General features: G+C 70.1%; 21 protein-coding genes and 1 riboswitch. Of the genes, 11 read left to right on the top strand and 10 right to left on the bottom strand.

Annotated elements, in window-relative coordinates; all coding sequences use genetic code 11:
* Positions 1–2: 2 nt before the first annotated feature.
* The 3 genes from pssA to Q1A87_RS04675 form a co-directional block, all read right to left on the bottom strand.
* Positions 3–746, bottom strand: a complete 744-nt coding sequence (pssA, locus tag Q1A87_RS04685; RefSeq protein WP_299647558.1) for a CDP-diacylglycerol--serine O-phosphatidyltransferase — start codon at positions 744–746, stop codon at positions 3–5.
* Positions 743–1438: a phosphatidylserine decarboxylase gene (locus tag Q1A87_RS04680; RefSeq protein ID WP_299647557.1), complete on the bottom strand. Its 696-nt coding sequence runs from the start codon at positions 1436–1438 to the stop codon at positions 743–745. The genes pssA and Q1A87_RS04680 overlap by 4 nt, the downstream gene beginning before the upstream one ends.
* A 63-nt stretch (positions 1439–1501) precedes the next feature.
* Positions 1502–3475: an AsmA family protein gene (locus tag Q1A87_RS04675; RefSeq protein WP_299647556.1), complete on the bottom strand. Its 1974-nt coding sequence runs from the start codon at positions 3473–3475 to the stop codon at positions 1502–1504.
* An 88-nt stretch (positions 3476–3563) separates the two neighbouring features.
* On the opposite strand from Q1A87_RS04675, the gene rimO reads away from it, so the two are divergent.
* Positions 3564–4928: a 30S ribosomal protein S12 methylthiotransferase RimO gene (rimO, locus tag Q1A87_RS04670; protein ID WP_299647667.1), complete on the top strand. Its 1365-nt coding sequence runs from the start codon at positions 3564–3566 to the stop codon at positions 4926–4928.
* A gap of 4 nt (positions 4929–4932) precedes the next feature.
* Here rimO and msrB read toward each other — a convergent pair whose 3' ends face one another.
* Positions 4933–5427, bottom strand: coding sequence for a peptide-methionine (R)-S-oxide reductase MsrB (gene msrB, locus Q1A87_RS04665; protein ID WP_299647555.1), 495 nt, complete (start codon positions 5425–5427; stop codon positions 4933–4935).
* Between the two features lie 84 nt (positions 5428–5511).
* Positions 5512–6219 carry a M48 family metallopeptidase gene (locus tag Q1A87_RS04660; protein ID WP_299647554.1) on the bottom strand — a complete coding sequence of 236 codons (708 nt, stop codon included), beginning with the start codon at positions 6217–6219 and terminating at the stop codon, positions 5512–5514.
* A 104-nt stretch (positions 6220–6323) separates the two neighbouring features.
* On the opposite strand from Q1A87_RS04660, the gene Q1A87_RS04655 reads away from it, so the two are divergent.
* Positions 6324–6557 carry a hypothetical protein gene (locus tag Q1A87_RS04655; RefSeq protein WP_299647553.1) on the top strand — a complete coding sequence of 78 codons (234 nt, stop codon included), beginning with the start codon at positions 6324–6326 and terminating at the stop codon, positions 6555–6557.
* A gap of 13 nt (positions 6558–6570) precedes the next feature.
* Here the strand turns inward: Q1A87_RS04655 and Q1A87_RS04650 are convergent, their stop codons facing one another.
* Together Q1A87_RS04650 and Q1A87_RS04645 are read right to left on the bottom strand one after the other, a co-directional pair.
* Positions 6571–7533 carry an acetyl-CoA carboxylase carboxyltransferase subunit alpha gene (locus tag Q1A87_RS04650; RefSeq protein WP_299647551.1) on the bottom strand — a complete coding sequence of 321 codons (963 nt, stop codon included), beginning with the start codon at positions 7531–7533 and terminating at the stop codon, positions 6571–6573.
* Positions 7534–7609: 76 nt separating this feature from the next.
* A complete protein-coding gene (locus Q1A87_RS04645; RefSeq protein WP_299647549.1) occupies positions 7610–8782 on the bottom strand; it encodes a LytS/YhcK type 5TM receptor domain-containing protein in 1173 nt (390 codons plus the stop codon).
* Positions 8783–9197: 415 nt separating this feature from the next.
* On the opposite strand from Q1A87_RS04645, the gene argH reads away from it, so the two are divergent.
* The 4 genes from argH to Q1A87_RS04625 all read left to right on the top strand — a co-directional run bounded on the left by argH (position 9198) and on the right by Q1A87_RS04625 (position 12383).
* Complete coding sequence (argH, locus tag Q1A87_RS04640; RefSeq protein ID WP_299647547.1) at positions 9198–10598, top strand: argininosuccinate lyase; 1401 nt, start codon at positions 9198–9200, stop codon at positions 10596–10598.
* Complete coding sequence (locus tag Q1A87_RS04635) at positions 10595–10750, top strand: argininosuccinate lyase (protein WP_299647545.1); 156 nt, start codon at positions 10595–10597, stop codon at positions 10748–10750. The genes argH and Q1A87_RS04635 overlap by 4 nt, the downstream gene beginning before the upstream one ends.
* 85 nt (positions 10751–10835) lie before the next feature.
* A complete protein-coding gene (gene greA / locus Q1A87_RS04630; protein WP_299647543.1) occupies positions 10836–11306 on the top strand; it encodes a transcription elongation factor GreA in 471 nt (156 codons plus the stop codon).
* 102 nt (positions 11307–11408) lie between these two features.
* Positions 11409–12383, top strand: coding sequence for a glutathione S-transferase family protein (locus Q1A87_RS04625; RefSeq protein ID WP_299647541.1), 975 nt, complete (start codon positions 11409–11411; stop codon positions 12381–12383).
* Here the strand turns inward: Q1A87_RS04625 and Q1A87_RS04620 are convergent.
* Entirely contained in the window at positions 12351–12833 is a 483-nt protein-coding gene (locus Q1A87_RS04620; RefSeq protein ID WP_299647539.1) for a hypothetical protein, read from the bottom strand. The genes Q1A87_RS04625 and Q1A87_RS04620 overlap by 33 nt on opposite strands.
* Before the next feature lie 175 nt (positions 12834–13008).
* Here Q1A87_RS04620 and Q1A87_RS04615 point away from each other — a divergent pair, with 175 nt between their 5' ends.
* From Q1A87_RS04615 to cbiB, 3 genes are read left to right on the top strand one after another with little or no spacing between them, the layout of a single operon-like run.
* The gene (locus tag Q1A87_RS04615; RefSeq protein ID WP_299647537.1) at positions 13009–13374 is read left to right on the top strand and encodes a DUF1636 domain-containing protein; all 366 of its coding nucleotides are present in this window, start codon (positions 13009–13011) and stop codon (positions 13372–13374) included.
* Entirely contained in the window at positions 13371–14306 is a 936-nt protein-coding gene (locus tag Q1A87_RS04610) for a threonine-phosphate decarboxylase (RefSeq protein WP_299647536.1), read from the top strand. The genes Q1A87_RS04615 and Q1A87_RS04610 overlap by 4 nt, the downstream gene beginning before the upstream one ends.
* On the top strand, positions 14303–15217 hold the full coding sequence (gene cbiB, locus Q1A87_RS04605) for an adenosylcobinamide-phosphate synthase CbiB (protein ID WP_299647535.1): 915 nt from the start codon (positions 14303–14305) through the stop codon (positions 15215–15217). The genes Q1A87_RS04610 and cbiB overlap by 4 nt, the downstream gene beginning before the upstream one ends.
* A gap of 5 nt (positions 15218–15222) precedes the next feature.
* Here cbiB and Q1A87_RS04600 read toward each other — a convergent pair whose 3' ends face one another.
* On the bottom strand, positions 15223–15999 hold the full coding sequence (locus Q1A87_RS04600; protein ID WP_299647533.1) for a transglutaminase family protein: 777 nt from the start codon (positions 15997–15999) through the stop codon (positions 15223–15225).
* A 65-nt stretch (positions 16000–16064) separates the two neighbouring features.
* Entirely contained in the window at positions 16065–19526 is a 3462-nt protein-coding gene (smc, locus tag Q1A87_RS04595) for a chromosome segregation protein SMC (protein ID WP_299647531.1), read from the bottom strand.
* A gap of 169 nt (positions 19527–19695) precedes the next feature.
* A riboswitch (cobalamin riboswitch) is annotated at positions 19696–19912 on the top strand.
* Between the two features lie 38 nt (positions 19913–19950).
* Here smc and Q1A87_RS04590 point away from each other — a divergent pair.
* Entirely contained in the window at positions 19951–20628 is a 678-nt protein-coding gene (locus Q1A87_RS04590; protein ID WP_299647529.1) for an energy-coupling factor ABC transporter permease, read from the top strand.
* A 76-nt stretch (positions 20629–20704) separates the two neighbouring features.
* Positions 20705–21799 (top strand): cobalamin biosynthesis protein CobW, encoded by a 1095-nt coding sequence (cobW, locus tag Q1A87_RS04585; RefSeq protein ID WP_299647527.1) that lies wholly within the window; start codon positions 20705–20707, stop codon positions 21797–21799.
* Position 21800: the final 1 nt, after the last annotated feature.

Here is a 21800-nt window from a genome sequence, read left to right as displayed (position 1 = left end):
GATCAGCCTGCCCGGCGGCGACGCCGCTGGGCGATCATCCCCTGCAGCAGCATGCAGAGATAGATCACCGACATCAGGACGTGGAACAACCAGAGCCGCGTCAGCATGAAGCCGATCGCCACGGTCGCGCCGATCAGGACGTAGACGGCGTTCTCCCGGCTGATGCGGACCGATTTCAGCGAGACGGTCTTGAACCGCGCGACCATCAGCCCGCCCACGAAGATCATCCAGACCGCGATCAGGATCGGCACGTCGCGCAGGTCGAGGAACCCGGCGAGGTGCAGCGAGACGGGAAAGATGCCCAGCATCGCCCCCGCCGGCGCCGGCACGCCGGTGAAGGATCCTTTCGAGTTCGTCTCCGCCTTCGCGTTGACGTTGAACCGTGCGAGCCGGAGGCAACAGCAGATCGCGAAGGTCAGCGCGGCGACCCACCCCATCCCCGACAGACCCTCGAGCCCGAAATTGTAGACCAGAAGCGCGGGAGACACGCCGAAGCAGACGAAGTCCGACAGCGAGTCGAGCTCTGCCCCGAAGGGCGAAGCCGCGTTCAGGCGCCGCGCCAGCAGCCCGTCCATCCCGTCGACGAGCGCCGCGAGCACGAGGAAGCCCGCGGCCCAGCTGTACTGATCGGCGAAGGTGAAGCGGATCGAGGTCAGGCCGAAGCACAGGCCGAGGATCGTCACGAGGTTCGGCAGCAGCAGGACGACCGGGAACGGCGTCTCCCGCGGCTCGCGCGGGGCGGTCATTCCGTCCTCGCGGTGGCGGTATCGTCGCGGCCGATCACGGCGAGGATCGATTCGCCCGAAGTCATCACCTGCCCTACCGCGACGCGCGGCGCGGTGCCTTCGGGCAGATAGACGTCGAGGCGGGAGCCGAAGCGGATCAGGCCGAACCGGTCGCCCCGCTCGAGCTGGGCGCCGGCATCGACCTCGCAGAGGATGCGCCGCGCCACGAGGCCCGCGATCTGCACCACGCCGAGCCGCGTGCCGTCGGCCATCGTGAGGACCAGCCCGTTGCGCTCGTTTTCCTCCGACGCCTTGTCGAGCTCGGCGGAGAAGAACTTGCCGGGCCGGTAGGCCACTTCCGTCACCTCGCCCGCGACGGGCGCGCGGTTCACGTGGCAGTCGAAGACCGACATGAAGACAGAGACACGCATCAGCGGCTGGGGTCCGAGGTCGAGCTCCGCCGGCGGGATGGCCGGTCCGATCAGCGAGACGATGCCGTCGGCGGGCGAGACGATCAGCCCCTCGTCCATCGGAACCGTCCGCTCCGGATCGCGGAAGAAGTAGTAGCACCACACCGTCAGCACGAGCCCGACGAGACCCAGGGGTTCCCACAGGAGCCAGAGGATGGCGGTGACGACCGCGAAGGCGGCGATGAACTTCGGGCCCTCGCGATGGACCGGTTTGATGAAGGTGCTGGTGAGGCTGACGCTCATGGAATCCCTTTCAGGTTGTCGCGCTGATACCGCGCCGACGGGTTCGGGTCCAGCGACCGGGCGTCAACGATCGCCGAGCAGGCCCCTGAGCCGATCGCCCACCCGCTCGCGGATCGCGTCCTCGATGGCCTCGCGACTGTCGAGCCGTTCGGGCGCGACCTCCAGTTCCTCGGCCAGCTTCTCGCGGACGCGATCCTCGGCCCGGTCCTGCACGCCGTCGACGTCGAGCTGCTGCCGCGCGACGTATTCCAGGTCGGGACGCACGCGCGGATCGTCCCACGGGCCGTCGATCAGAAGAGGGACGGTAAGGCCGTCGCCGTCGCCGTCCGGGCGCAGGGTCGGGATCAGCTGGTAGTCGAGACTCCGCCGCCCGAGGTCGATGGCCCCCGCCCCCGTCGCTGTAAGGTAGGGCGCCTCGATCGTCAGGTCGTCGCCGCGCGCGACGCCCTGCGCGACGTCGAAGGAGGCCGACAACGCTTCGAACACCGTTTGCTGCCCTTCACCGCGATACCCGAGGTCGCGGGTCCGCACCATTCCAGCTATGTCGAGGCCGGCGAAGGTCCCTGGCCCGAGCCGCAAGGACACCTCGCCTTCGAGCCCGGCCATCAGTGCGCGCAAGCTCTCGCCCGAGCCCAGCAGGTCGATGGATGCCGCGCCGGTCGCGCTGAGCCGGTCCTGCCCGGCGAGGTCGGTCAGGAGCGATTGCAGTTCCAACCCGGTCACGTCCAGCACGGCCCGGCTCGACAGCCCGCCGCGCCCGTTCACCACCACCCGGCCCGTTACCGCCCCGCCGTAGGCGCGGAGCGGGTCGAGCCGGAGGACGGCGCGGCCGTTCTCCAGCGTCAGGGCCGCCGTGAGCGCGTCGATGCCGACGTCGCCGTAGGCGATGGCCCCCGTGTCGACGGTCAGTTCGGCGTCGAGCGCGAAGAGGCCCGAGACGTCGATCGGGTCCGCGGACCACCCTTCCCTGCCGCCACCCGCGTTGTTCCCCGCCCCACCGGACCCGTCGGGGCGGGGAAACGTCAGCGCGTCCGCCGCGAGCGCACCGACGAGACGCGGTCGCTCGCCGGTCGGATCGAGGTCCAGATCGCCGGTGATGCGGTTGCCGTCGAACGCCGCCGCGATGTCGCGAAGGTGCAGCGTGCCTTGCGGTGTGAGCGTGACGGACGCGGCGACATCCACCTGCGCCGCGCCGAGACCCGGCGGCAGCGCTGGCGGCGCCACGCCCAACGCCTCGAGCGGGGCGAAGCCATCGGAGGAGGCGACCGTGGCGACGCCTTCGAGCGACACCGGGTCGATACCGAGCCGCCCGTCGAAGTCGAGCGCCATCGCTTCTGTATCCAGCGAGACGGTCACGGCGGCCGGCGCGCCGTCGAGAAGCGATGCGGACGCCTCGAGGCGCGCGTCCAACCGGACGGGATGTTCGCCGAGGGCCGCGCTGCCGGAGAGCTCGACCGGCGCGTCGATCCCGGCGAAGGCGGTTTGCAGGTTCACGTCCCGCAGTTCGATCCGCCGGTCGGTAGCATGGTCGATCCAGACGATTTCCGAGTCCATCAGGACCGCGTCGTCGACCGCCAGATCCGTCATCGACGCGTCCGATCCCGTCCCGGGGCCGGCCGTCCCTTCGTCGTCCGGCGCGGTGTCGTCCGGCCCCGTATCGAAAATCCAGTTTCCGCTCCCGTTCGCACGGCGCTCCAGCACGAGCCGCGCGCCATCGACCGTCAGGCTGTCGATCCGGACGTCGCCGCCGAGCAGGATGCCGGGCGACATGCCGATCTCGAACGCTTCCGCCACGAGCATCGGCCCGGCCACCGACCAGTCTGCATTGGCCAGCGTGATCCCCTCTGCCCGGACGCCGAGCCGAGGCCAGAGCGTCGCCGAGACCGATCCTTCGATCGTCAACGCGCGACCGGTCGCGGCCTCGATCCGGTCGGTGGCGAGCCGGGCGATCCGCTCCGTCGGGATCAGCCACACGGCCCCCACCAGGACCACCGCGAGCAAAAGGAGCGCGATCACGCCCCGAACGATCCATTTCATGCCCGGCCCCTTTTTGCGGACGATGAAACGCGCATCGAAAAGCCGCAAGGGCTTCCGCCCGGTCTCCGGCGCGCCTATGTGCCGCCCCATGTCGCAGAACCCGCCCGAGCTCCGCCCCGACCTTGCGCCGCGCGCCGTCCTGCCGGGCGATGCCCGGCCCGGCCAACCGAAGATCGGCATGGTCAGCCTCGGCTGCCCCAAGGCGCTGGTGGACAGCGAGCGCATCCTGACGCGGCTGCGCGCCGAGGGCTACGCGATCAGCCCGGACTACGCGGGCGCCGAGGCGGTGATCGTGAATACCTGCGGCTTCCTCGACAGCGCCAAGGCCGAAAGCCTCGACGCTATCGGCGAGGCGCTGCGCGAGAACGGGCGGGTGATCGTCACCGGCTGCCTCGGCGCGGAGCCGGACTACATCACCGGCGCGCATCCGAAGGTGCTGGCCGTCACCGGGCCGCAACAATACGAGCAGGTGCTGGACGCCGTCCATGCCAGCGTCCCGCCCGCGCCGGACCCGTTCGTGGACCTGCTGCCGGCCTCCGGCGTCACGCTGACGCCACGGCATTTCAGCTATCTGAAGATTTCCGAGGGCTGCAATCACAAGTGCCGGTTCTGCATCATCCCCGACATGCGGGGCCGCCTCGCCTCGCGCCCGCACCGGGCGGTGATGCGCGAGGCGGAGAAGCTGGTCGAGGCAGGCGTGAAGGAATTGCTGGTCATCAGTCAGGACACCTCCGCCTACGGCACCGACTGGAAGGACCGCGCGGGGGCGGGATCGCATATCGTGAACCTCGCGCGCGATCTGGGCTCCCTCGGCGCCTGGGTTCGGCTGCACTACGTCTATCCCTACCCGTTCGTGCGCGACCTCGTGCCGTTGATGGCGGAGGGCGCGGTGCTGCCCTATCTCGACGTGCCGTTCCAGCACGCGCATCCCGACACGCTGCGCCGCATGGCGCGTCCGGCGGCGGCGGAGCGGACGCTCGACCGGATCGCCGAATGGCGCGCGATCTGTCCCGGGATCACGCTGCGCTCCACCTTCATCGTCGGCTATCCCGGCGAGACCGAGGCCGAGTTCGAGACGCTCCTCGACTGGCTCGACGAGGCGCAGCTCGACCGGGTCGGCGCCTTCCGCTACGAGAACGTGGCCGGGGCGCGCTCGAACGCCCTGCCCGACCACGTGCCCGAAGACGTCAAGGAGGAGCGGTTCGCCCGCTTCATGGAGCGCGCGCAGGCGATCTCGGCCGCGAAACTCGCGGCCAAGGTCGGCACGCGGCAGGCGGTGATCGTGGACACGGTCGATGCGGAGGGCGCGACCTGCCGAACGAAAGCCGACGCGCCGGAGATCGACGGCAACCTTTTCATCGACGAAGGGTTCGAGACGCTGGCCCCCGGCGACATCCTCGACGTCGAAGTGGACGAGGCCAGCGAGTACGACCTCTGGGGTCGCGTGGTCTGAGCGGTCAGGCCGCGGCCGGCTCGAAGTCGAGTGCGGCGCCGTTCAGGCAATGCCGCTTGCCGGTCGGCTCCGGCCCGTCGTCGAAGATGTGGCCCAGATGGCCGCCGCAATTCGCGCAATGCACCTCCGTCCGCACCATCAGGAGCGACCGGTCCGGCTTGGTCCCGACGGCGCCGTCGATGGCCTGCGTGAAGGACGGCCAGCCTGTGCCGCTCTCGAATTTCGTCTCCGCGCGGTAGAGCGCCTCCGCGCAGCCGCCGCAGGTGAAGACGCCGTCCCGGCTTTCGTCGTTCAGCGGGCTCGAGAAAGGCCGCTCCGTGGCGCCCTTTCGCAGCACGGCATATTCCTCGGGCGTCAGCCGCGCGCGCCATTCCTCCTCGGACAGATCCAGCGCGAATGTACCTCCGGCGACCGTGTCGTTGGTCAGCCAGATGCCGGCCCCCGCCGCCAGGGCCGCTGCGGCGGCGCCCCCGAACAGCACTTTACGTCTATGGATCATGGCGGCCCTCCTTCCGTCATCGGCGAGGACGTAGGATCGACGCGGGACGCCCGCCCGTGAAATCACAAATTTCTGATCGGACGATCAGAGCCCGGCCGCGGTCCGGCGCACGATATCGATGCGGTCGGCATTGGGCGGATGCGTTCCGAGGAAGCTGTCGCCGGGATCGGGGATGCGGGTGAAGAACTGCGCGCCCCGGACCGGATCGTAGCCCGCCCGCGCGACGATGATCGTGCCGAGCGCATCGGCCTCCAGCTCGTGATCCTTGGAGAAGCGGCGCGCGCCGACCCCGGCGCCGAGCCGGCTGATCTCGTTGACGGTGCGTCCGTCCGCGCCCGCGACCGAGGCGATGAGCCCGCCGACCAGCGCGCCGGTCGCCGCCGATTGCCGCTGTCGGGCGATGTGCTGCTCGATGTGGTGTGCGCTCTCGTGGCCGACGACGAAGGCGATCTCGTCGACGTTGCGCGCTTCCGCGATCAGGCTGCGGGTGAAGGTGATGATCGGCCGTCCGTTCGGATCGAGGGACTGGAACGCGTTCGGCGGCGCGCTGGGGTTCGGATCGATGCGGATGAGGTAGTCGCAGTTGATGCCCTGCGATCGCTGGCGGCAGAGCGACTCCGCCGCCGGCTCCACCCGGTTCACGGCGGTGCGGAAGTTCGTCGTCGCCGTGGCGCTCGAGACCCGGTCGGGGACCGGCCCTTCCGGCAGCGGGGCCCTCGGCGCGGAGGACTCGACCGCGACGCAGGCCGAAAGAAGGCATCCCGCCAGCGCGGCGAAGAAAGGAAGGCGCATGGATCTCTCCCCGGAAAACGTTAGATTCTGGCTGTCTACAGGATGGACGTTGGCGATGTCAGCGCAAAGTCGCGATATGGTTATGGGATAGCGAAGGAGGACGGATGTTCTCGATCGAACACGGATTCGACGCCACGGTGGTCACGCTGGTGGACGAGGGCGAACCCGGCACGCCGCCGGGCGAGGACGTCGTCGTCTCGGCCTTCGAGGAGTGCGTGACCCTGACGCAACTCGACCCCCGCAGCGGGGAGCCGATCCGGGTGACGCTGACCAACGGGCAGCTGCGCGACCTCGTCACCGCGCTGAACCTTCCCGAGGGCGTGTACCGGCGCACCTGACCCGTCGCGGTCGTCAGGCCGCGAGGCCTTTCGAGCCCATGCCGAGATACTTGGCGCGGCGCTGTCCGCGCAGGGTCTCGGCGTTCTGGCCGTCGAACTCGGCGAGCATGGCGGTCAGCGCCGTGCCGACGGAGGCGATGGCGGCGTGGCGGTCGCGATGCGCCCCGCCCAGCGGCTCGGCCACGATCCGGTCGATCACGCCGAGCTTGAGCAGGTCCTGCGCGGTGAGCCGCAGCGCTTCCGCCGCCTCGCGCATCTTCTCGGCATCCTTCCACAGGATCGAGGCGCAGCCCTCGGGCGAGATCACCGAATAGATCGAGTGCTCCAGCATCGCCACGCTGTTCGCCGTCGCGAAGGCCACGGCGCCACCGGAGCCGCCCTCCCCGATCACCACGCTGACGAGCGGCACGCCGAGGCGGAGGCATTCCTGCGTCGACCGCGCGATGGCCTCGGACTGGCCCCGCTCCTCCGCGCCCTTGCCGGGATAGGCGCCGGGCGTATCGATCAGCGTGACCACGGGCAGGCCGAACCGGTCGGCCATCTGCATCAGGCGGATCGCCTTGCGGTAGCCCTCCGGACGCGCCATGCCGAAGTTCCGCTCGATCCGGGTGCGGGTGTCGTGGCCCTTCTCGTGGCCGATCACCATCACCGACCGTCCGTCGAGCCGGGCGAGCCCGCCCATCACCGCATGGTCGTCGGCGAAGTTCCGGTCGCCGGCGAGCGGCGTCCATTCGGTGAAGATGCGCTCGATATAGTCCTTGCAATGCGGCCGTTCGGCGTGGCGGGCGACCTGCGCCTTCTGCCAGGGAGAGAGGTTCCGGTAGAGGTTGGCGAGCATGTCGCGCGCCTTCTGGTCGAGCTGGGAGGCCTCCTTCTCGACATCGACCTTGGAATCCGACCGCGCCATCGCGCGCAGCTCCTCGGCCTTGCCCTCGACCTCCGACAAGGGTTTCTCGAAATCGAGATATTGCGTCATGCCCGCTGCGTCCCGTCCGTCCGAACCATGCGATCCGATATGACGGGGCCGGCGGGCCTATGCAACATCGCGCCGGTCAGACCGAGCCGAAGCGCAGCGCGTGCAGGCGGTCGAACGTCTCGAAAAGCATGTCGGGCCCCGCCAGCGTGCCCGGGCCATGCCGCAAATCCTCGGCAGGCGCCGCTTTGGCAGGCGTACGGGCGGGAACGGGGAGCAGCGGTTTCCGTATCGCCAGGTCTTCGACGACCTCCGCGAAGGCCGGCAGTTGCGGATAGCGCCGTACCGTCACGTCGATTGAAAGTCGCAGGGACGCCGTGCCCGCGACCTTCACGGGCATCTCGGTGATCTCGCGGCGGACCCGCGCAAGCAGCGCGTCGACGCTCTGCTCCGGCAGGCCGGGCAGCGCCAGCAGGACGAGTTCGTCGCGCACCGCACCGGCCAAGCTGCCCTTCGGCGCGATCCCGTCGAGACGGTCGCGCATGGCCCGCATCGCAATGTCCTCCGCCTCCGGACCCCAGAGCTGCAGCATCCGGTTGCGACGGTGCAGGTGCAGACCGACCACGACGACCTCGCCGCGCAACGTGCCCGAGGTCGCGGCCTGGGTCAGCGCCCATTCGAAGGCCTGGCGCGGCATGAACCGGTCGCCCAGCCCCGCGATCGCATCGGCGCGGAGCCGCGTTTCATCGCGGATGCGGAGGCGCTCGCGCTCCATCAGGAGACCGATCGGCGGAATGGCGAGGAAGTAGGCCGCGACGAGGACGAGGGCGGCTTCCCGCAGGAACCAGATCGCGTTGTCGTAGGGCAGCAGCACGATCGCACACAGATGGCAGCTCGCGATGGCGGCGAGCCAGAGCATCGCCGTGATTCCCCGGCGATGTCCGATGAGCCCGCGCCACAGCAGGCCCGCCGCACCGGCCAGCAGGATGCCGGCAACGCCGGTCATCGCGCCGATCCCGCCCAGCTGCAGCCGCGTGGCGGCGGCGATGAAGACGCAGACGAGACAGGCGCGCAGGCCGAGGAACGCGCCGGCCAGCACGACGGGAACGCAACGCAGGTCGATGATGATGCCCTCGGCGGGGCTGAAGGCGTAGTACATCTGCAGGACCGAGACGAGACCGAAGAGCGCCCCCTTCACGACGCCCACGGCCCCGTGCTCCGGTAACCGGTGGCGCAGCGTCCCGTAGGCCAGCACGAGCATGCCGAGGACCGCGAGGGACCCGACGAAATCCATCAAGAGGTCAAAGCTCATCATCGATCCTGCTCCGGTTCCTTGGAGGCAGGACATCGCCGGGGAGACGTTACCGATGGGTTAGCCAGCGTCCGGCGAATGTCACGAGTTTGACTCGATCATGTCGTATTGCCGAAAGATGACCTCGGACCGCTTGAGGTGACAATGGCGAGCCTGTCCCCGCAGGACGCCGCACCCATGCCCGGCGCGCTGTCGGCCTCCATCGACGCGAGCATCTTGCGCGCCGACAGGACGTCGCGGCCCCGATCCACGTCGCCGATCCCATTTCGATGCCGGCCCCGGGCCGGATCCGGGCCACTCGCAAGCCGGTCGGGACACGACCGCCCGCGCGACAGGCGCGCCGCGGGCGCCGGGGGTGGCGATGCACCGAGGCAGGCCATATAGCGCGGGGGCAGATCACAGCGAGAGGCGTTCCATGTCCGAGCCATCGGAGAAGAAGTCGAACAAGATGTGGGGCGGCCGGTTCGCGGAAGGGCCCGACGCGATCATGGAGGCGATCAACGCCTCGATCGGCTTCGACCGGCGCATGGCCCGTCAGGACATCGAGGGCAGCCGCGCCCACGCCGCGATGCTCGCCGCGCAGGGCATCGTCTCCGAGGCCGATACCGAGGCGATCCGGGCGGGGCTTCTCGACGTGCTCAGGGAGATCGAGGAGGGCCGGTTCGAGTATTCCACCGCGCTCGAGGACATCCACATGAACGTGGAGGCCCGCCTGACCGAACTCGTCGGCCCGGCCGCCGGACGACTCCATACCGCGCGGTCGCGCAACGACCAGGTCGCGCTCGATTTCCGGATGTGGGTCCGCGATCAGGCCGATGCCGCCATCGACGCCCTGCCGCGCCTGATCGGCGCGCTGGTCGCGCAGGCCGAGCAGGGCGCGGACTGGGTCATGCCGGGCTTCACCCATCTGCAAACCGCGCAGCCGGTCACCTGGGGCCACCATATGCTGGCCTACGCGGAGATGTTCGGTCGCGACCTCGGACGCTTCGAGGATGCCCGCCGCCGGATGAACGAGTGCCCGCTCGGCACCGCGGCGCTGGCCGGCACGTCCTTCCCCATCGACCGGGAGATGACGGCGGACGCGCTCGGCTTCGACCGGCCCTGCGCCAATTCGCTCGACGGGGTATCCGACCGGGACTTCGCCCTCGAGTTCCTGTCCGCCGCCACGATCTGCGCGATGCATCTGAGCCGGCTCGCGGAGGAGCTGGTGATCTGGTCCTCCGCGCAGTTCCGCTTCGTGCGCCTGTCGGACCGCTGGACCACCGGATCCTCGATCATGCCGCAGAAGAAGAACCCGGACGCGGCCGAGCTCCTGCGCGCCAAGATCGGACGGATCTTCGGCGCGCAGGCCGCGCTCCTGATGGTGATGAAGGGGCTGCCGCTGACCTATTCGAAGGACATGCAGGAGGACAAGGAACAGGTCTTCGACGCTGCCGACAGCCTGATGCTCGCGCTCGCCGCGATGACGGGGATGGTGGGCGACATGAACGCCAACCGCGAAGCGCTGGAGGCGGCGGCGGCCTCCGGCTTCTCGACGGCGACCGACCTCGCCGACTGGCTCGTCCGCGAGCTCGACCTGCCGTTCCGGGAGGCGCACCACGTCACCGGCGCACTGGTGAAGCTGGCCGAGGAGGCGGGAATCGACCTGCCGGAGCTCAGCATCGAGCAGATGCACGCGGTCGAGCCGCGGATCACCGAGGGCGTGTTCGACGTGCTGGGCGTCCGCAACTCGGTCGCGTCGCGCACCTCCTACGGCGGCACCGCGCCCGCGAACGTCCGCGCGCAGGTCGCTCGCTGGAAAGAGCGCCTCGCATGATGCGCCTGCTGCCGCTCGTCCTCCTTCTTGCCGGCTGCGGGATCGACGGACGCCCCGTCCCGCCGTCGCAGGTCGAACCCGAGGCGCGTACCGTCGAGCCGGCCATCACCGTCTCCGGCTCGGCCAGCGCGGGGATCGCCCGGACCTTCTGACGCGCGTGTTGCGCCTGTGCTTGCCGCTGATACAGTCGGAACAACGCAAGGAACGGGGGCCATCGGGCCCCTGGGGGAGAAGTCCGTGGACAAAGTACCGATGACGCCGCGCGGCATGACCGCGCTGCAATCCGAACTGAAGAAGCTGAAGTCCGAGGAGCGGCCGGCCATCATCCGCGCCATCTCCGAGGCGCGCGAGCATGGCGACCTGTCGGAGAACGCCGAGTACCATTCCGCCCGCGAGAAGCAATCCTTCGTGGAGGGGCGCATCAAGGAACTCGAGGGCCTGATTTCCCGCGCCGAGGTCATCGACCCGGCCAAGCTCAGCGGCCCGATCAAGTTCGGCGCCACCGTCACCCTCGTCGACGAGGACACGGAGGAGGAGAAGACCTACCAGATCGTGGGCGAGCAGGAGGCCGATATCGAGAACGGGCTCCTCAACATCCGCTCGCCGCTGGCCCGCGCGCTGATCGGCAAGGAGGAGGGCGACAGCGTCGAGGTCCGCACGCCGGGCGGCACCAAGGATTACGAGGTCGCCACCGTCGCCTACAAGTAGGCCCGCGCCCCTGTTCGCAACCGCGCAGGGCCTGCGCGGGGCCATCACTTCTCATGGCGCGGCCAGCCGCTAGGTGTGTGTGACGCGTTGAAGGAGGGAACGATGGGCAAGCTGGTCGACGGAAAATGGCAGGACGTCTGGTACGACACCGAGGAGACGGGCGGCGCGTTCGTCCGTTCCGAGACCGAGTTCCGCAACTGGATCACGCCCGACGGCGCGCCCGGGCCGGGCGGCGAAGGCGGCTTCGCGGCCGAGGGCGGACGCTACCATCTCTATGTCTCGCTGGCCTGTCCCTGGGCGCACCGGACGCTCATCCTGCGCGCGTTGAAGGGGCTCGAGGACCTGATCCCCGTCTCCGTCGTCCATGCGCACATGCTGTCGGAGGGCTGGACCTTCCGCGACGACATGAAGGGGGCGACCGGGGATCGGCTGTTCGGCCTGCCCTTCCTGCGCGACATCTACACGAAGGCGAAGCCCGACATCTCCGGGCGGGTGACCGTCCCCGTGCTCTGGGACACGAAATCCGACGCGATCGTCTCCAACGAGAGCGCGGAGATCATCCGGATGTTCAATTCGGCCTTCGACGGGCTGACGGGCAACGACGCGGATTACTACCCCGAGGACCTGCGCGAGGAGATCGACCGTATCAACGACCGCGTCTACGACGACGTGAACAACGGGGTCTACAAGGCCGGCTTCGCCACGACGCAGGACGCCTACGAGGCGCCCGTGCATGCCCTGTTCGAGGCGCTCGACTGGCTGGAAGGCATTCTGTCCGGGAACCGTTACCTGACCGGTGACCGGCTGACCGAGGCGGATTGGCGCCTCTTCACCACGATCGTCCGCTTCGATCAGGTCTATCACGGCCACTTCAAGTGCAACCGCCGGCGGATCGTCGATTACCCGAACCTATGGGGCTGGGCCCGCGAACTCTACCAAGTGCCGGGCGTGGCCGGGACGGTGGACATGGAGCACATCCGGCAGCACTACCATTACAGCCACGACACGATTAACCCGCATCGGATCGTGCCCATCGGGCCGGACCTAGACTGGAACGCGCCCCACGGGCGGGGCTAGCCCGGCGGGACGCGCGGATAAGTGCGGCTCGAAAACCGCCCCGTCCTTTTGCGCCACCCCGTCGCGTGGCGCGGAGGCATGAAAGGAGAGTAGCGCGGAGAGGTCGTCTTCCGTCGTGTGGTCGGCGACCAGCGCATGGACGTTGTCGATCAGGGCGAAGATCGAGCCGTCGGTGAAGAGACGCCCGCACCCGCGCAGGACGACCCGCGCGTCCGGGCGGCGATAGCTGCAGAAATTCGCGACCGCCAGCGGACTTCCATCCTCCAGCGTCAGGTCGATCAGGACGACCGACGGGTTGTTCTCGCAAAGCCAGACCCCGGCCTCGTGCTGACTCGCGGCGAAGTGCATCTCTACCCCTTCCCGGGACAGAGTGTCGATCGCCTGCTGCCGCCTGTCGTCATCGCCGTAGCTCGACCCGACCACGAGGGCCCGGTGTACCCGTTGCGTCATCTCACCCACTCCCAACCCGTTACCGTTACGCGAACGCCTTGCAATCGGCGCAGTGTCGGGCGGTGGCGGAGGACAGGGGTTAACAAACCGGATCCGCCGCGGCCTCGGCGGAATCCTGCTCATTGCAATGTCCGGAACGCGCGGTCTATCTCCGCCGGACGATCCAGGGGGCGGGATGACCACGACGATTACCATCTGCGATACCTGCAAACGCGACGACTGGACGAGCGCGTCCGGCCGCACCGACGGAGAGGCCCTGGCCGAGCTGGTCGAAGCCCTGTCGTCGGACGCGGCGGAAGTCCGGACGCGGCGGCATTCCTGCCTGATGGGCTGCTCTCGTGCCTGCAACGTGACGCTGCAATCGCCGGGAAAGATGGCGTACACGCTGGGCGGGTTCGAACCGTCCGAGGATGTCGCGGCGGGCCTGATCGACTACGCTGCGCGGCACGCCGCGAGCGCGACCGGGGTCGTGCCGTACCGGGACTGGCCGGCGGCGATCAAGGGGCACTTCGTCACGCGGCACCCGCCCCTCCCCGAGTGAGTCCGGACCTCGACCACGGCGGCGGTCTAGACGCCGCGCGCGCCCGGTTCGGGGGAGGCGCCGAGGCCTGGCTCGACCTGTCCACGGGCATCAATCCCGAACCCTACCCGATCCCGCACCTGTCCGCCCGCGCCTGGGCGACGCTGCCCGACCGGAACGCGCAAGCCGCCCTGCGCGCCGCCGCACGACAGGCCTGGTCCGTGCCGGACGGGGCGGAGATCCTCGCCGCGCCGGGCGTTTCCGCCCTCATTCCCCGGCTGCCGTATCTCGCGCCGCGCGGCCGCGTCGCCATTCCCGGACCGACCTACAACGAGCACGAAGCGGCCTTCCGGATGGCGGGCTGGACGGTGACGGCGGCGGGGGGCGAGGCGATCGTGATCGTCCATCCCAACAATCCCGACGGCCGCCTGCATTCGGAGACCGATGCGGACGCCCCGCTTGCGATCATCGACGAGAGCTTCTGCGACGTGACCCCGGACGCCTCCCTCATCCGGCTGGCAGAGCGTCCGGGGACGGTCGTGCTCAAGAGCTTCGGGAAGTTCTGGGGACTGGCCGGGCTGCGCCTCGGCTTCGCCATCGCCCGGCCCGAAACGATCGCACGACTTGCCGACGCGCTCGGGCCGTGGCCTGTCGCGGGGCCGGCGCTGGCCATCGGGACGGCGGCCCTCGGCGACGCGGATTGGGCCGATCGGACCCGCGCGCGGCTGGCACGCGATGCGGCACGACTCGACGCGCTGATGGCGCCGCATGGCACCTGCCTCGGCGGCACGACGCTTTTCCGGCTCTACGCCCTCCCCGATGCGTCGGCGTTTCAGAGCCGATTGGCGCACCACCGCATCTGGTCCCGGACCTTTCCCTATTCCGACATCTGGCTTCGCCTCGGCCTGCCACCGGCCGAAGGATGGCCGCGTCTCGAGGCCGTGCTGGCGTGATCCTGACGCTGGCCATGCTGCTCGACGCCTGGCTGGGCGAGCCCGACTGGTTGTGGCGGCGGTTCCCGCACCCCGCGGTGACGATGGGACGGGGCGTCGCCGGACTCGACGCCCGTCTGAATCGCGGGGCCATGCGGCGGGCACGGGGCGTGGCGGCGATCCTACTTCTCGTCGCCGGAGCCGCGCTCGCGGGACTGACGATCACCGCAATCCCCGATCTCGGCCTGCTCGAGATCGCCTTTGCCGCGATCCTCCTGGCCCATCGGTCGCTCGTGGATCACGTCCGTGCCGTGGCACGGGCCCTCCGCGCCTCGCCGGAAGCCGGGCGGGAGGCGGTGTCGCGGATCGTCGGGCGTGATACGCGCGACATGGACGCGGCCCAGATCGCCCGCGCGGCGATCGAGAGCGCGGCGGAGAACCTGTCCGACGGCGTGATCGCTCCGATCTTCTGGTACATGATCGCCGGCCTGCCCGGCATGATGGTCTACAAGGTCGTCAACACGGCCGACAGCATGATCGGCTATCGCACGCCCCGCCACGAAGCGTTCGGCTGGGCCGCCGCGCGGCTCGACGACGTGATGAACTGGATGCCCGCGCGCCTGACCGCGCTCGTCTTGCTCGCGAGCCACGGCGCGCTGCACCATCTGTCGCGCGTTCCCGGCGACGCGCGCCGCCACCGGTCGCCGAATGCCGGCTGGCCCGAAGCGGCGCTGGCCCCGATCCTCGGCCTCGCGCTGGCCGGGCCGCGCAGCTACGACGGCCGGATGCAGGACTTCCCTTGGGTCAACGCGGGCGGACGGCGCACGACGAACTCGGCGGATATCGACGCGGCCTGTGCCGCCCTGTGGCGTGCCTGGGGGCTGGCCCTGATCGTGGTGGCCGTCCTCGGCCTGGTGGGGCATCTGGCCTGACGCGGTCAGGCTTCGCGTACGGTCACCTGCTGGCGCACCATCGTCGCCATCCCGAAGGATTGCAGGAACGAGACGTCCGCCGCGTCGCGGCCGACACCGATCATCGCGATCTCCGAGGGCTTCGCCATGCCGGTCGCGTCGACGAGGTGCCAGGCATCCTCCAGCCAGACTTCGGCCACGGCGTGGAAGTCGGGCGGATCGACATGCGGCGCATAGACCGAGACGATGCGGGCGGGAATGCCCGCGGCGCGCGCGAAGGCGATCATCACATGGGCGTAGTCGCGGCACACGCCCTGTCGCTGCACGAACGTCTCCCGCGCGGTCGTGGCCACGTTGCTCGATCCCGACACGTAGCTGAAGTTCCGCTCGATCCATTGCCGCATCGCCGCGATCAGCGGGCCGCCCCTCAGGTTGCCGAACTCGGCCGCGACGAAGGCCTGGAACTCGTCGGACGGACAATAGCGCGACGGCATTAGGAACGACGTCGCCTCGGACGTCATGGTTCGTGGCGGGCTGGCCTCCAAGTGGTCGAAATCGCTGTCGGGCCGGGTGATCGTGACTTCGGCCTTGTAGGTGATGTCGAGCCGGCCCTCGGCCTGCATCCAGGCCCGCTGCCCGAAGGCCTGCTCGCCCGGGATGCGGTTGAAGTCCTTCACTGGCGTCGTGAACAGCCCCTCCTCGCCGATCGTCTGGCCGGCGACATGCGCCAGCTCGATCTGCAGCAGGACGTCGGTCGGCGCGGCGAAATCGTAGCTGAGTTCTGAATTGATGATGATGTCCATCTGGTCCTACACGAATACCGGCGGCGAGTTCCCTGTCCTGCCGTTAATCTTCTGCGCCGCGGCAATCAAGCGACGAGCGTCTCGGCTTTCCGCAGATCGACGCTGACGAGCTGGCTCACCCCGGGCTCGACCATCGTCACGCCGAACAGACGGTCCATCCGGGCCATCGTCACCGCGTGGTGCGTGATGATGAGGAAGCGGGTCGAGGTGCGGCGGGTCATCTCGTCGAGCATGTCGCAAAACCGCGTGACGTTGGCGTCGTCGAGCGGCGCGTCGACCTCGTCGAGCACGCAGATCGGCGCGGGATTGGCGAGGAACACCGCGAAGATCAGTGCCAGCGCGGTCAACGTCTGCTCGCCGCCCGACAGCAGGCTCAGCGTCGAGAGCTTCTTGCCCGGCGGCTGGCACAGGATCTCGAGCCCCGCCTCCAGCGGGTCGTCGCTCTCCACCAGTTCCAGCCGCGCCTCGCCGCCCTGGAACAGGTGCCGGAAGAGCGTGGCGAAATTCTCGTTCACGGTGTCGAACGCGTCGAGCAGCCGCTGCCGTCCCTCGCGGTTGAGCGACGCGATCCCGGCGCGCAGCTGACCCACCGCCTGTTCGAGATCGGTCCGCTCGGTCGAGAGCTGGTCGCACTCCACCTGCACCTCGCGGGCATCCTCCTCGGCGCGCAGGTTGACCGCGCCGAGCCCGTCACGCTGCCGGCGAAGCGCCGCGACCCTCGTCTCGACCGTCGCGACGGACGGCATCGTGTCCGCATCGGTGCCGAGCGCGTCGAGCAGTTCCGCCGGCGTGCAGTCCAGCGCCTCCGCGATCCGCGCTTCGGCCAGACCCAGCGTTTCGCCGGCCGCGTCCCGTCGCGCCTCCGCCCGCGCCCGCGCTTCCCGTGCCTCGCCTGCCGCGCGCTCCGCCTCCCGCGCCGCCTGCATCGCATCCCGCGCGGCGGCCTCGCCCGACACACGCGCGGCCCGCGCGGCGTCCCGCCGGCTTTCCGCCCGCGCAATCTCCCGCGCCAGTTCGTCGCGCTCGTCCGCGAGCGAAGCCGGAACGCCCCGCGCAGCCTCGAGCTCCGTCCCGATCGCCCGGCGCCGCGCGGTCAGATCCCCGAGCCGCGTATCGGCGGAGGCCAAGCGTGCGCGCCAGTCCGAAAGATCCTTAACCACCGTGCGAAGCCGCTTCGCCCGTGCCTCCGCGTCGCGCTTCAGCTCCTCGACCTCGGCCCGGCGACCCATCATCGCCATCCGCGCACCCTCGACGCTGCCCCGAAGCGTCTCCAGCGCCGCGCGCGTCGCGTCGAGAGGGGGAAGGTCCCGCCGCGCCGCCTCCGCCTCCTGCAACGCGCCCCGGGCGTCGCGCAGCTCGCCGTCGAGGCGGTCCACTGCCCTCCGGGCCGTCTCGAGCCGCGCTTCGGCCGTGCCACGCGCGCCCTCGGCCTGTGCAAGCCGCCGCCCCGCCTCGCTCAGCGCCCGGTCCGTATCGCGCCGCGCATCGCGCGCCGCCGCCTCGGCCGACCGGGCTTCCGTCAACCGCCGGGCTTGCGCCGCGTGGTCGTCACGCGTGGCCTCGGCCCGCCCTTCTGCCGCCGCATGCTCCGCGCGCAGACGCACGAGCCGGTTGGTCTGCCGCAGGCGAAGCGCGGCGGCCGAAGGGGCGGACCCGGCCGGGACGCGGAACCCGTCCCAACGCCACAGATCGCCCTTCGTCGAGACCAGCACCTGCCCCGGCCGCAGCTGCGCCTGCAAACGCTCGGCCGTGTTCGGTTCGACGAGGCCGACCTGCGACAGCGCCCGGGACAGGGCGGCGGGCGCCGTCACGCGGTTCGCCAACGGCGTCGCCTCGTGCGGCAGTGCCGACGGTCGGTTGTAAGGCGGGAGCGTGGTCCAGCCGGCCTTTTCGGTTTCCTCCGCCCCGATCCCTGACGCACGGAGATCGTCGCCGAGCGCCGCGCCGAGCGCCGCCTCGAACCCCGTCTCGACCTGCAAGCGGTCCAGCAGCGGCGCGCCGTCCCCGTCATCGCCGGAGAGGAGCTTCTCGAGCGCGGCGATCTCCGCCGCCAGGGTGCGCGCTTCGCCTTCCGCCCCAGCCCGGTCGGCCCGGGCGCGGCCCTCGGCGTCCTGTGCCGCTTCCCGGGCCGTCTCCGCCTCCGCCAGCGTGACCTCCGCTGCCGCGGCGTCGGATTGCAGCCGGGCCTGTGCGTCCATGGCAGCACGCGCCGCCTCGGCTTCGGCACCCATCGCGGTCCGCGCCCCGGCGGCGGCATCGCGCGCCCCTGATGCCTCCGCCTCGATCCGGGTCACCCGCGCCTCGACCTCGGTGGCCACGCGGATGGTCGATTGGTGCCGGGCCGCGAGCCGCGCCAGATCCTCGGTCAGCGTGGAGAGCTCCTCCTCGCGTTCGCGAAGCACCGCCGCCGCGTCCCGGGCCGCGGCCTCCGCCCCGGCCAGCATGTCATCCTGTCCGTCGCCGGCTGCGCCGAGCTCGGCCGCCTCGACTTCGAGCCGGGCGATACTCTCGCCCGCGTCGCGGTTCAGCGTACCCTCGCGCTGCGTATCGGCGTCGATCTGATCGATCCGCGCCTCGAGCCGGGCAATCTCCGCCGTCGCCTGGCGCTCCCGCTCGGCCAGGCCGTCCCGGGCGACGTGCGCGCGCTGAAGGATCGCGCGCGCGACCGTCTCCTCCTCGCGCAACTCCGGCAGCACCGCCTCGGCCGCGGCCCGCGCGTCCTCCGCCAGGATCGCACGCCGCTCCGCCGCCGCCGCGTCACCCAGCCGCCTGCGCAACGTCTCCTCCGCTCCGATCCGCGCCGCCTCCGCCTCGCGCCAGCGGCGATAGAGCAGCATCCTCTCGGCCTGCCGCAGCGCCGCGGCGATCTCGCGGTAGCGCGCCGCCTGTCGCGCCTGCCGGGAGAGCGAGGCGAGCCGCACCGAGAGCTGGTCCACCAGATCGTCGATCCGCGCCAGGTTCGCCTCGGTCGCGTTCAGCTTCAGCTCGGCCTCGTGGCGCCGCTGGTAGAGGCCCGAGATCCCCGCAGCCTCCTCCAGCACCCGCCGCCGCCGCTGCGGCCGCGCGTTGATGAGCTCGCTGATCTGCCCCTGCCGGACGAGTGACGGGGAATGCGCGCCGGTGGACGCGTCGGCGAACAGCATCTGCACGTCCCGCGCCCGCACCTCGCGACCGTTCACCTGGTAGGCGGAGCCCACGTCGCGCGTGATCCGCCGCACGACGTCGAGCGTCTCGGCGTCGTTGAAGATTGCGGGCGCCCTCCGGTCGGCATTGTCGAGCGCGAGCGTCACTTCCGCGAAGTTCCGCGCCGGGCGGGATTGCGCGCCGGCGAAGATCACGTCCTCCATGCCGCCGCCGCGCATCGCGGTCGGGCGGTTCTCCCCCATCACCCAGCGCAGTGCCTCGAGCAGGTTCGACTTGCCGCAGCCGTTCGGGCCGACGACGCCGGTCAGCCCGTCCGCGATCACGAGGTCGGTCGGGTCGACGAAGGACTTGAAGCCGTTGAGACTCAGGCGCGAGAACCGCATGGCCCGTGTTCCCGCAACCTTGGCCCCGACGTCAAGCGGCAAGGCCGATATGGCGCCGGACCGGCGTCGCACCACAAGATGTCGGGAAAAGATCCGTACCGGTGATCGGCCGGGTCGCCGCCATGCCGTACCGGGTCGTTAACGTGCTTGACCGCGGAGCGCGACACGGCGCATCACGACAGGGCAAGGTTCCCCCGGCCCAAGGCCATCGGGGGATGAAATGGGAATGCGGTGAGGGGGACCCAAGCAGGGACCCGAAGCCGCAGCCGCCCCCGCGACTGTAAGCGGTGAGCGCGGCGCCACGATGCCACTGGGGTCACCCCGGGAAGGCGGCGCCAAGCTTCGACCCGCGAGCCAGGAGACCAGCCCTGCCGAAACGCAATACGAACCCGTCGGGTGTGACGGGCAGATCGGAGAGACGACAATGCATATCGAACCCGGGATCGTGCACGGCGCCAAGATGGCGCTGGCTTGCGCGACCGCCGCCGGCGCGGCCGGCTATACGTCGAAGCTCGCCCTCGCGGACGTGAAGTCCCATGGCGCCACGGCCCTCGCCCTGCGCAGCGCGTTCGCCACGGTCGGAACCTTCGTCTTCTTCGAGGTGCTGCCGCATTTCGCGGTCGGCGTCTCCGAGGTGCACTTCATCCTCGGCACCACGCTGCTCCTTCTGCTCGGCACCGCGCCCGCCGCGATCGGGCTCATGGCGGGTCTCCTGATCCAAGGGCTGTTCTTTGCGCCGACCGACCTGCCGATGTATCTCGTGAACCTGACGACGCTCCTGGTCCCGCTCTTCGCGATCGCCGCGCTGGCGCGGAAGGTCGTGCCCGCCGGGACGGCCTATGTCGACCTGACCTACGGACAGGCGCTGAAGCTTTCGACCGCCTATCAAGGCGGCGTCGTCGCCTGGGTCGCGTTCTGGGTCCTCTACGGTCAGGGCGCGGGGGCCGACACGCTGGCCTCGCTCCTTGCATTCGGCACGGCCTACATGGCGGTCGTCGTGATCGAGCCGGTCGCGGATCTCGCCGTGCTGGCACTGGCCAAGGCGTACCGCAGCAACCTGCACGGCCCGCTGGTCCAGCCGCGCGTGTTCCACGCCGCCTGACCGTCCGTCTGCCCCGACATCGTGCGGCCTTCGCTCGCCGGGGGCCGCCATTCCCGCGTCCGCACGGAGCCGCCCCATGCCCAAGATCCCCGCCACCATCGTCACCGGCTTCCTCGGCGCCGGGAAGACGACGCTGATCCGCCACCTCCTGCAGAATGCCGGCGGTCGGCGGATCGCGCTCATCATCAACGAGTTCGGCGATCTGGGCGTCGACGGCGGCATCCTGAAAGGCTGCGGCATCGAGAGCTGTTCGGACGACGACGTGGTGGAGCTGTCGAATGGCTGCATCTGCTGCACCGTCGCCGACGATTTCATACCGACGATGGAGGCGCTGCTCGCACGCGAGACGCCGCCCGACCACATCGTGATCGAGACCTCCGGCCTCGCCCTGCCGCAGCCGCTGGTCCGCGCCTTCAACTGGCCGGGCCTCAAGACCCGCGTCACCGTCGACGGCGTCGTTACCGTGCTCGACGGACCCGCCGTGGCCGCCGGGACATTCGCCGCCGACGTCGCCCGCATCGACGCGCAGCGCGCCGCCGATGACGGGCTCGACCACGAGACGCCGCTCTCCGAGCTTTATGCCGACCAGGTCGCCTGTGCCGACATGATCGTGGTGGGCAAGGCCGACCTGCTGGGCGCGGAGACGGACGCGCTGGTCGCGCGTATCCGGTCCGAGGCGCGCCCGGGCGTGCAGGTCGTCCCCGCCACGATGGGGACGCTGCCGGTCGAAGTCGTGCTGGGCCGGGGTCAGGGCGCCGAGGACGACCTCGCCGCGCGTCACGAACTGCACCACCATCACGACCACGACGAGGACGACGATCACCACGACGACGATCACCACGATCACGCGCACGAGCATGGCCACGACGCCTTCGAGAGCTTCACCGTCGAGGCGCCCGAGATCGACGACCCTGCCGTTTTCGCCGCCCGCATCTCCGAGATCATCCGCGACCATGGCATCCTGCGGCTCAAGGGCTTCGCCTCCGTCGCCGGGAAGCCGATGCGCCTGACGATTCAGGCAGTCGGTCCGCGGGTGGACCATTACTTCGACCGTCCGCTTGGCAGCGATGCGCGTGGCGCCCGGCTCGTCGTGATCGGCCAGAGCGGGCTCGACCGCGCGGCGATCACGCAGGCGCTGCAGCAAACGGCCGACGCCCCGACCTACGCCTGAC

The sequence above is a fragment of the uncultured Jannaschia sp. genome, from assembly GCF_947494055.1.
Lineage (GTDB): Bacteria > Pseudomonadota > Alphaproteobacteria > Rhodobacterales > Rhodobacteraceae > Jannaschia.
This window is presented reverse-complemented; position numbering and strand designations above follow the sequence as displayed.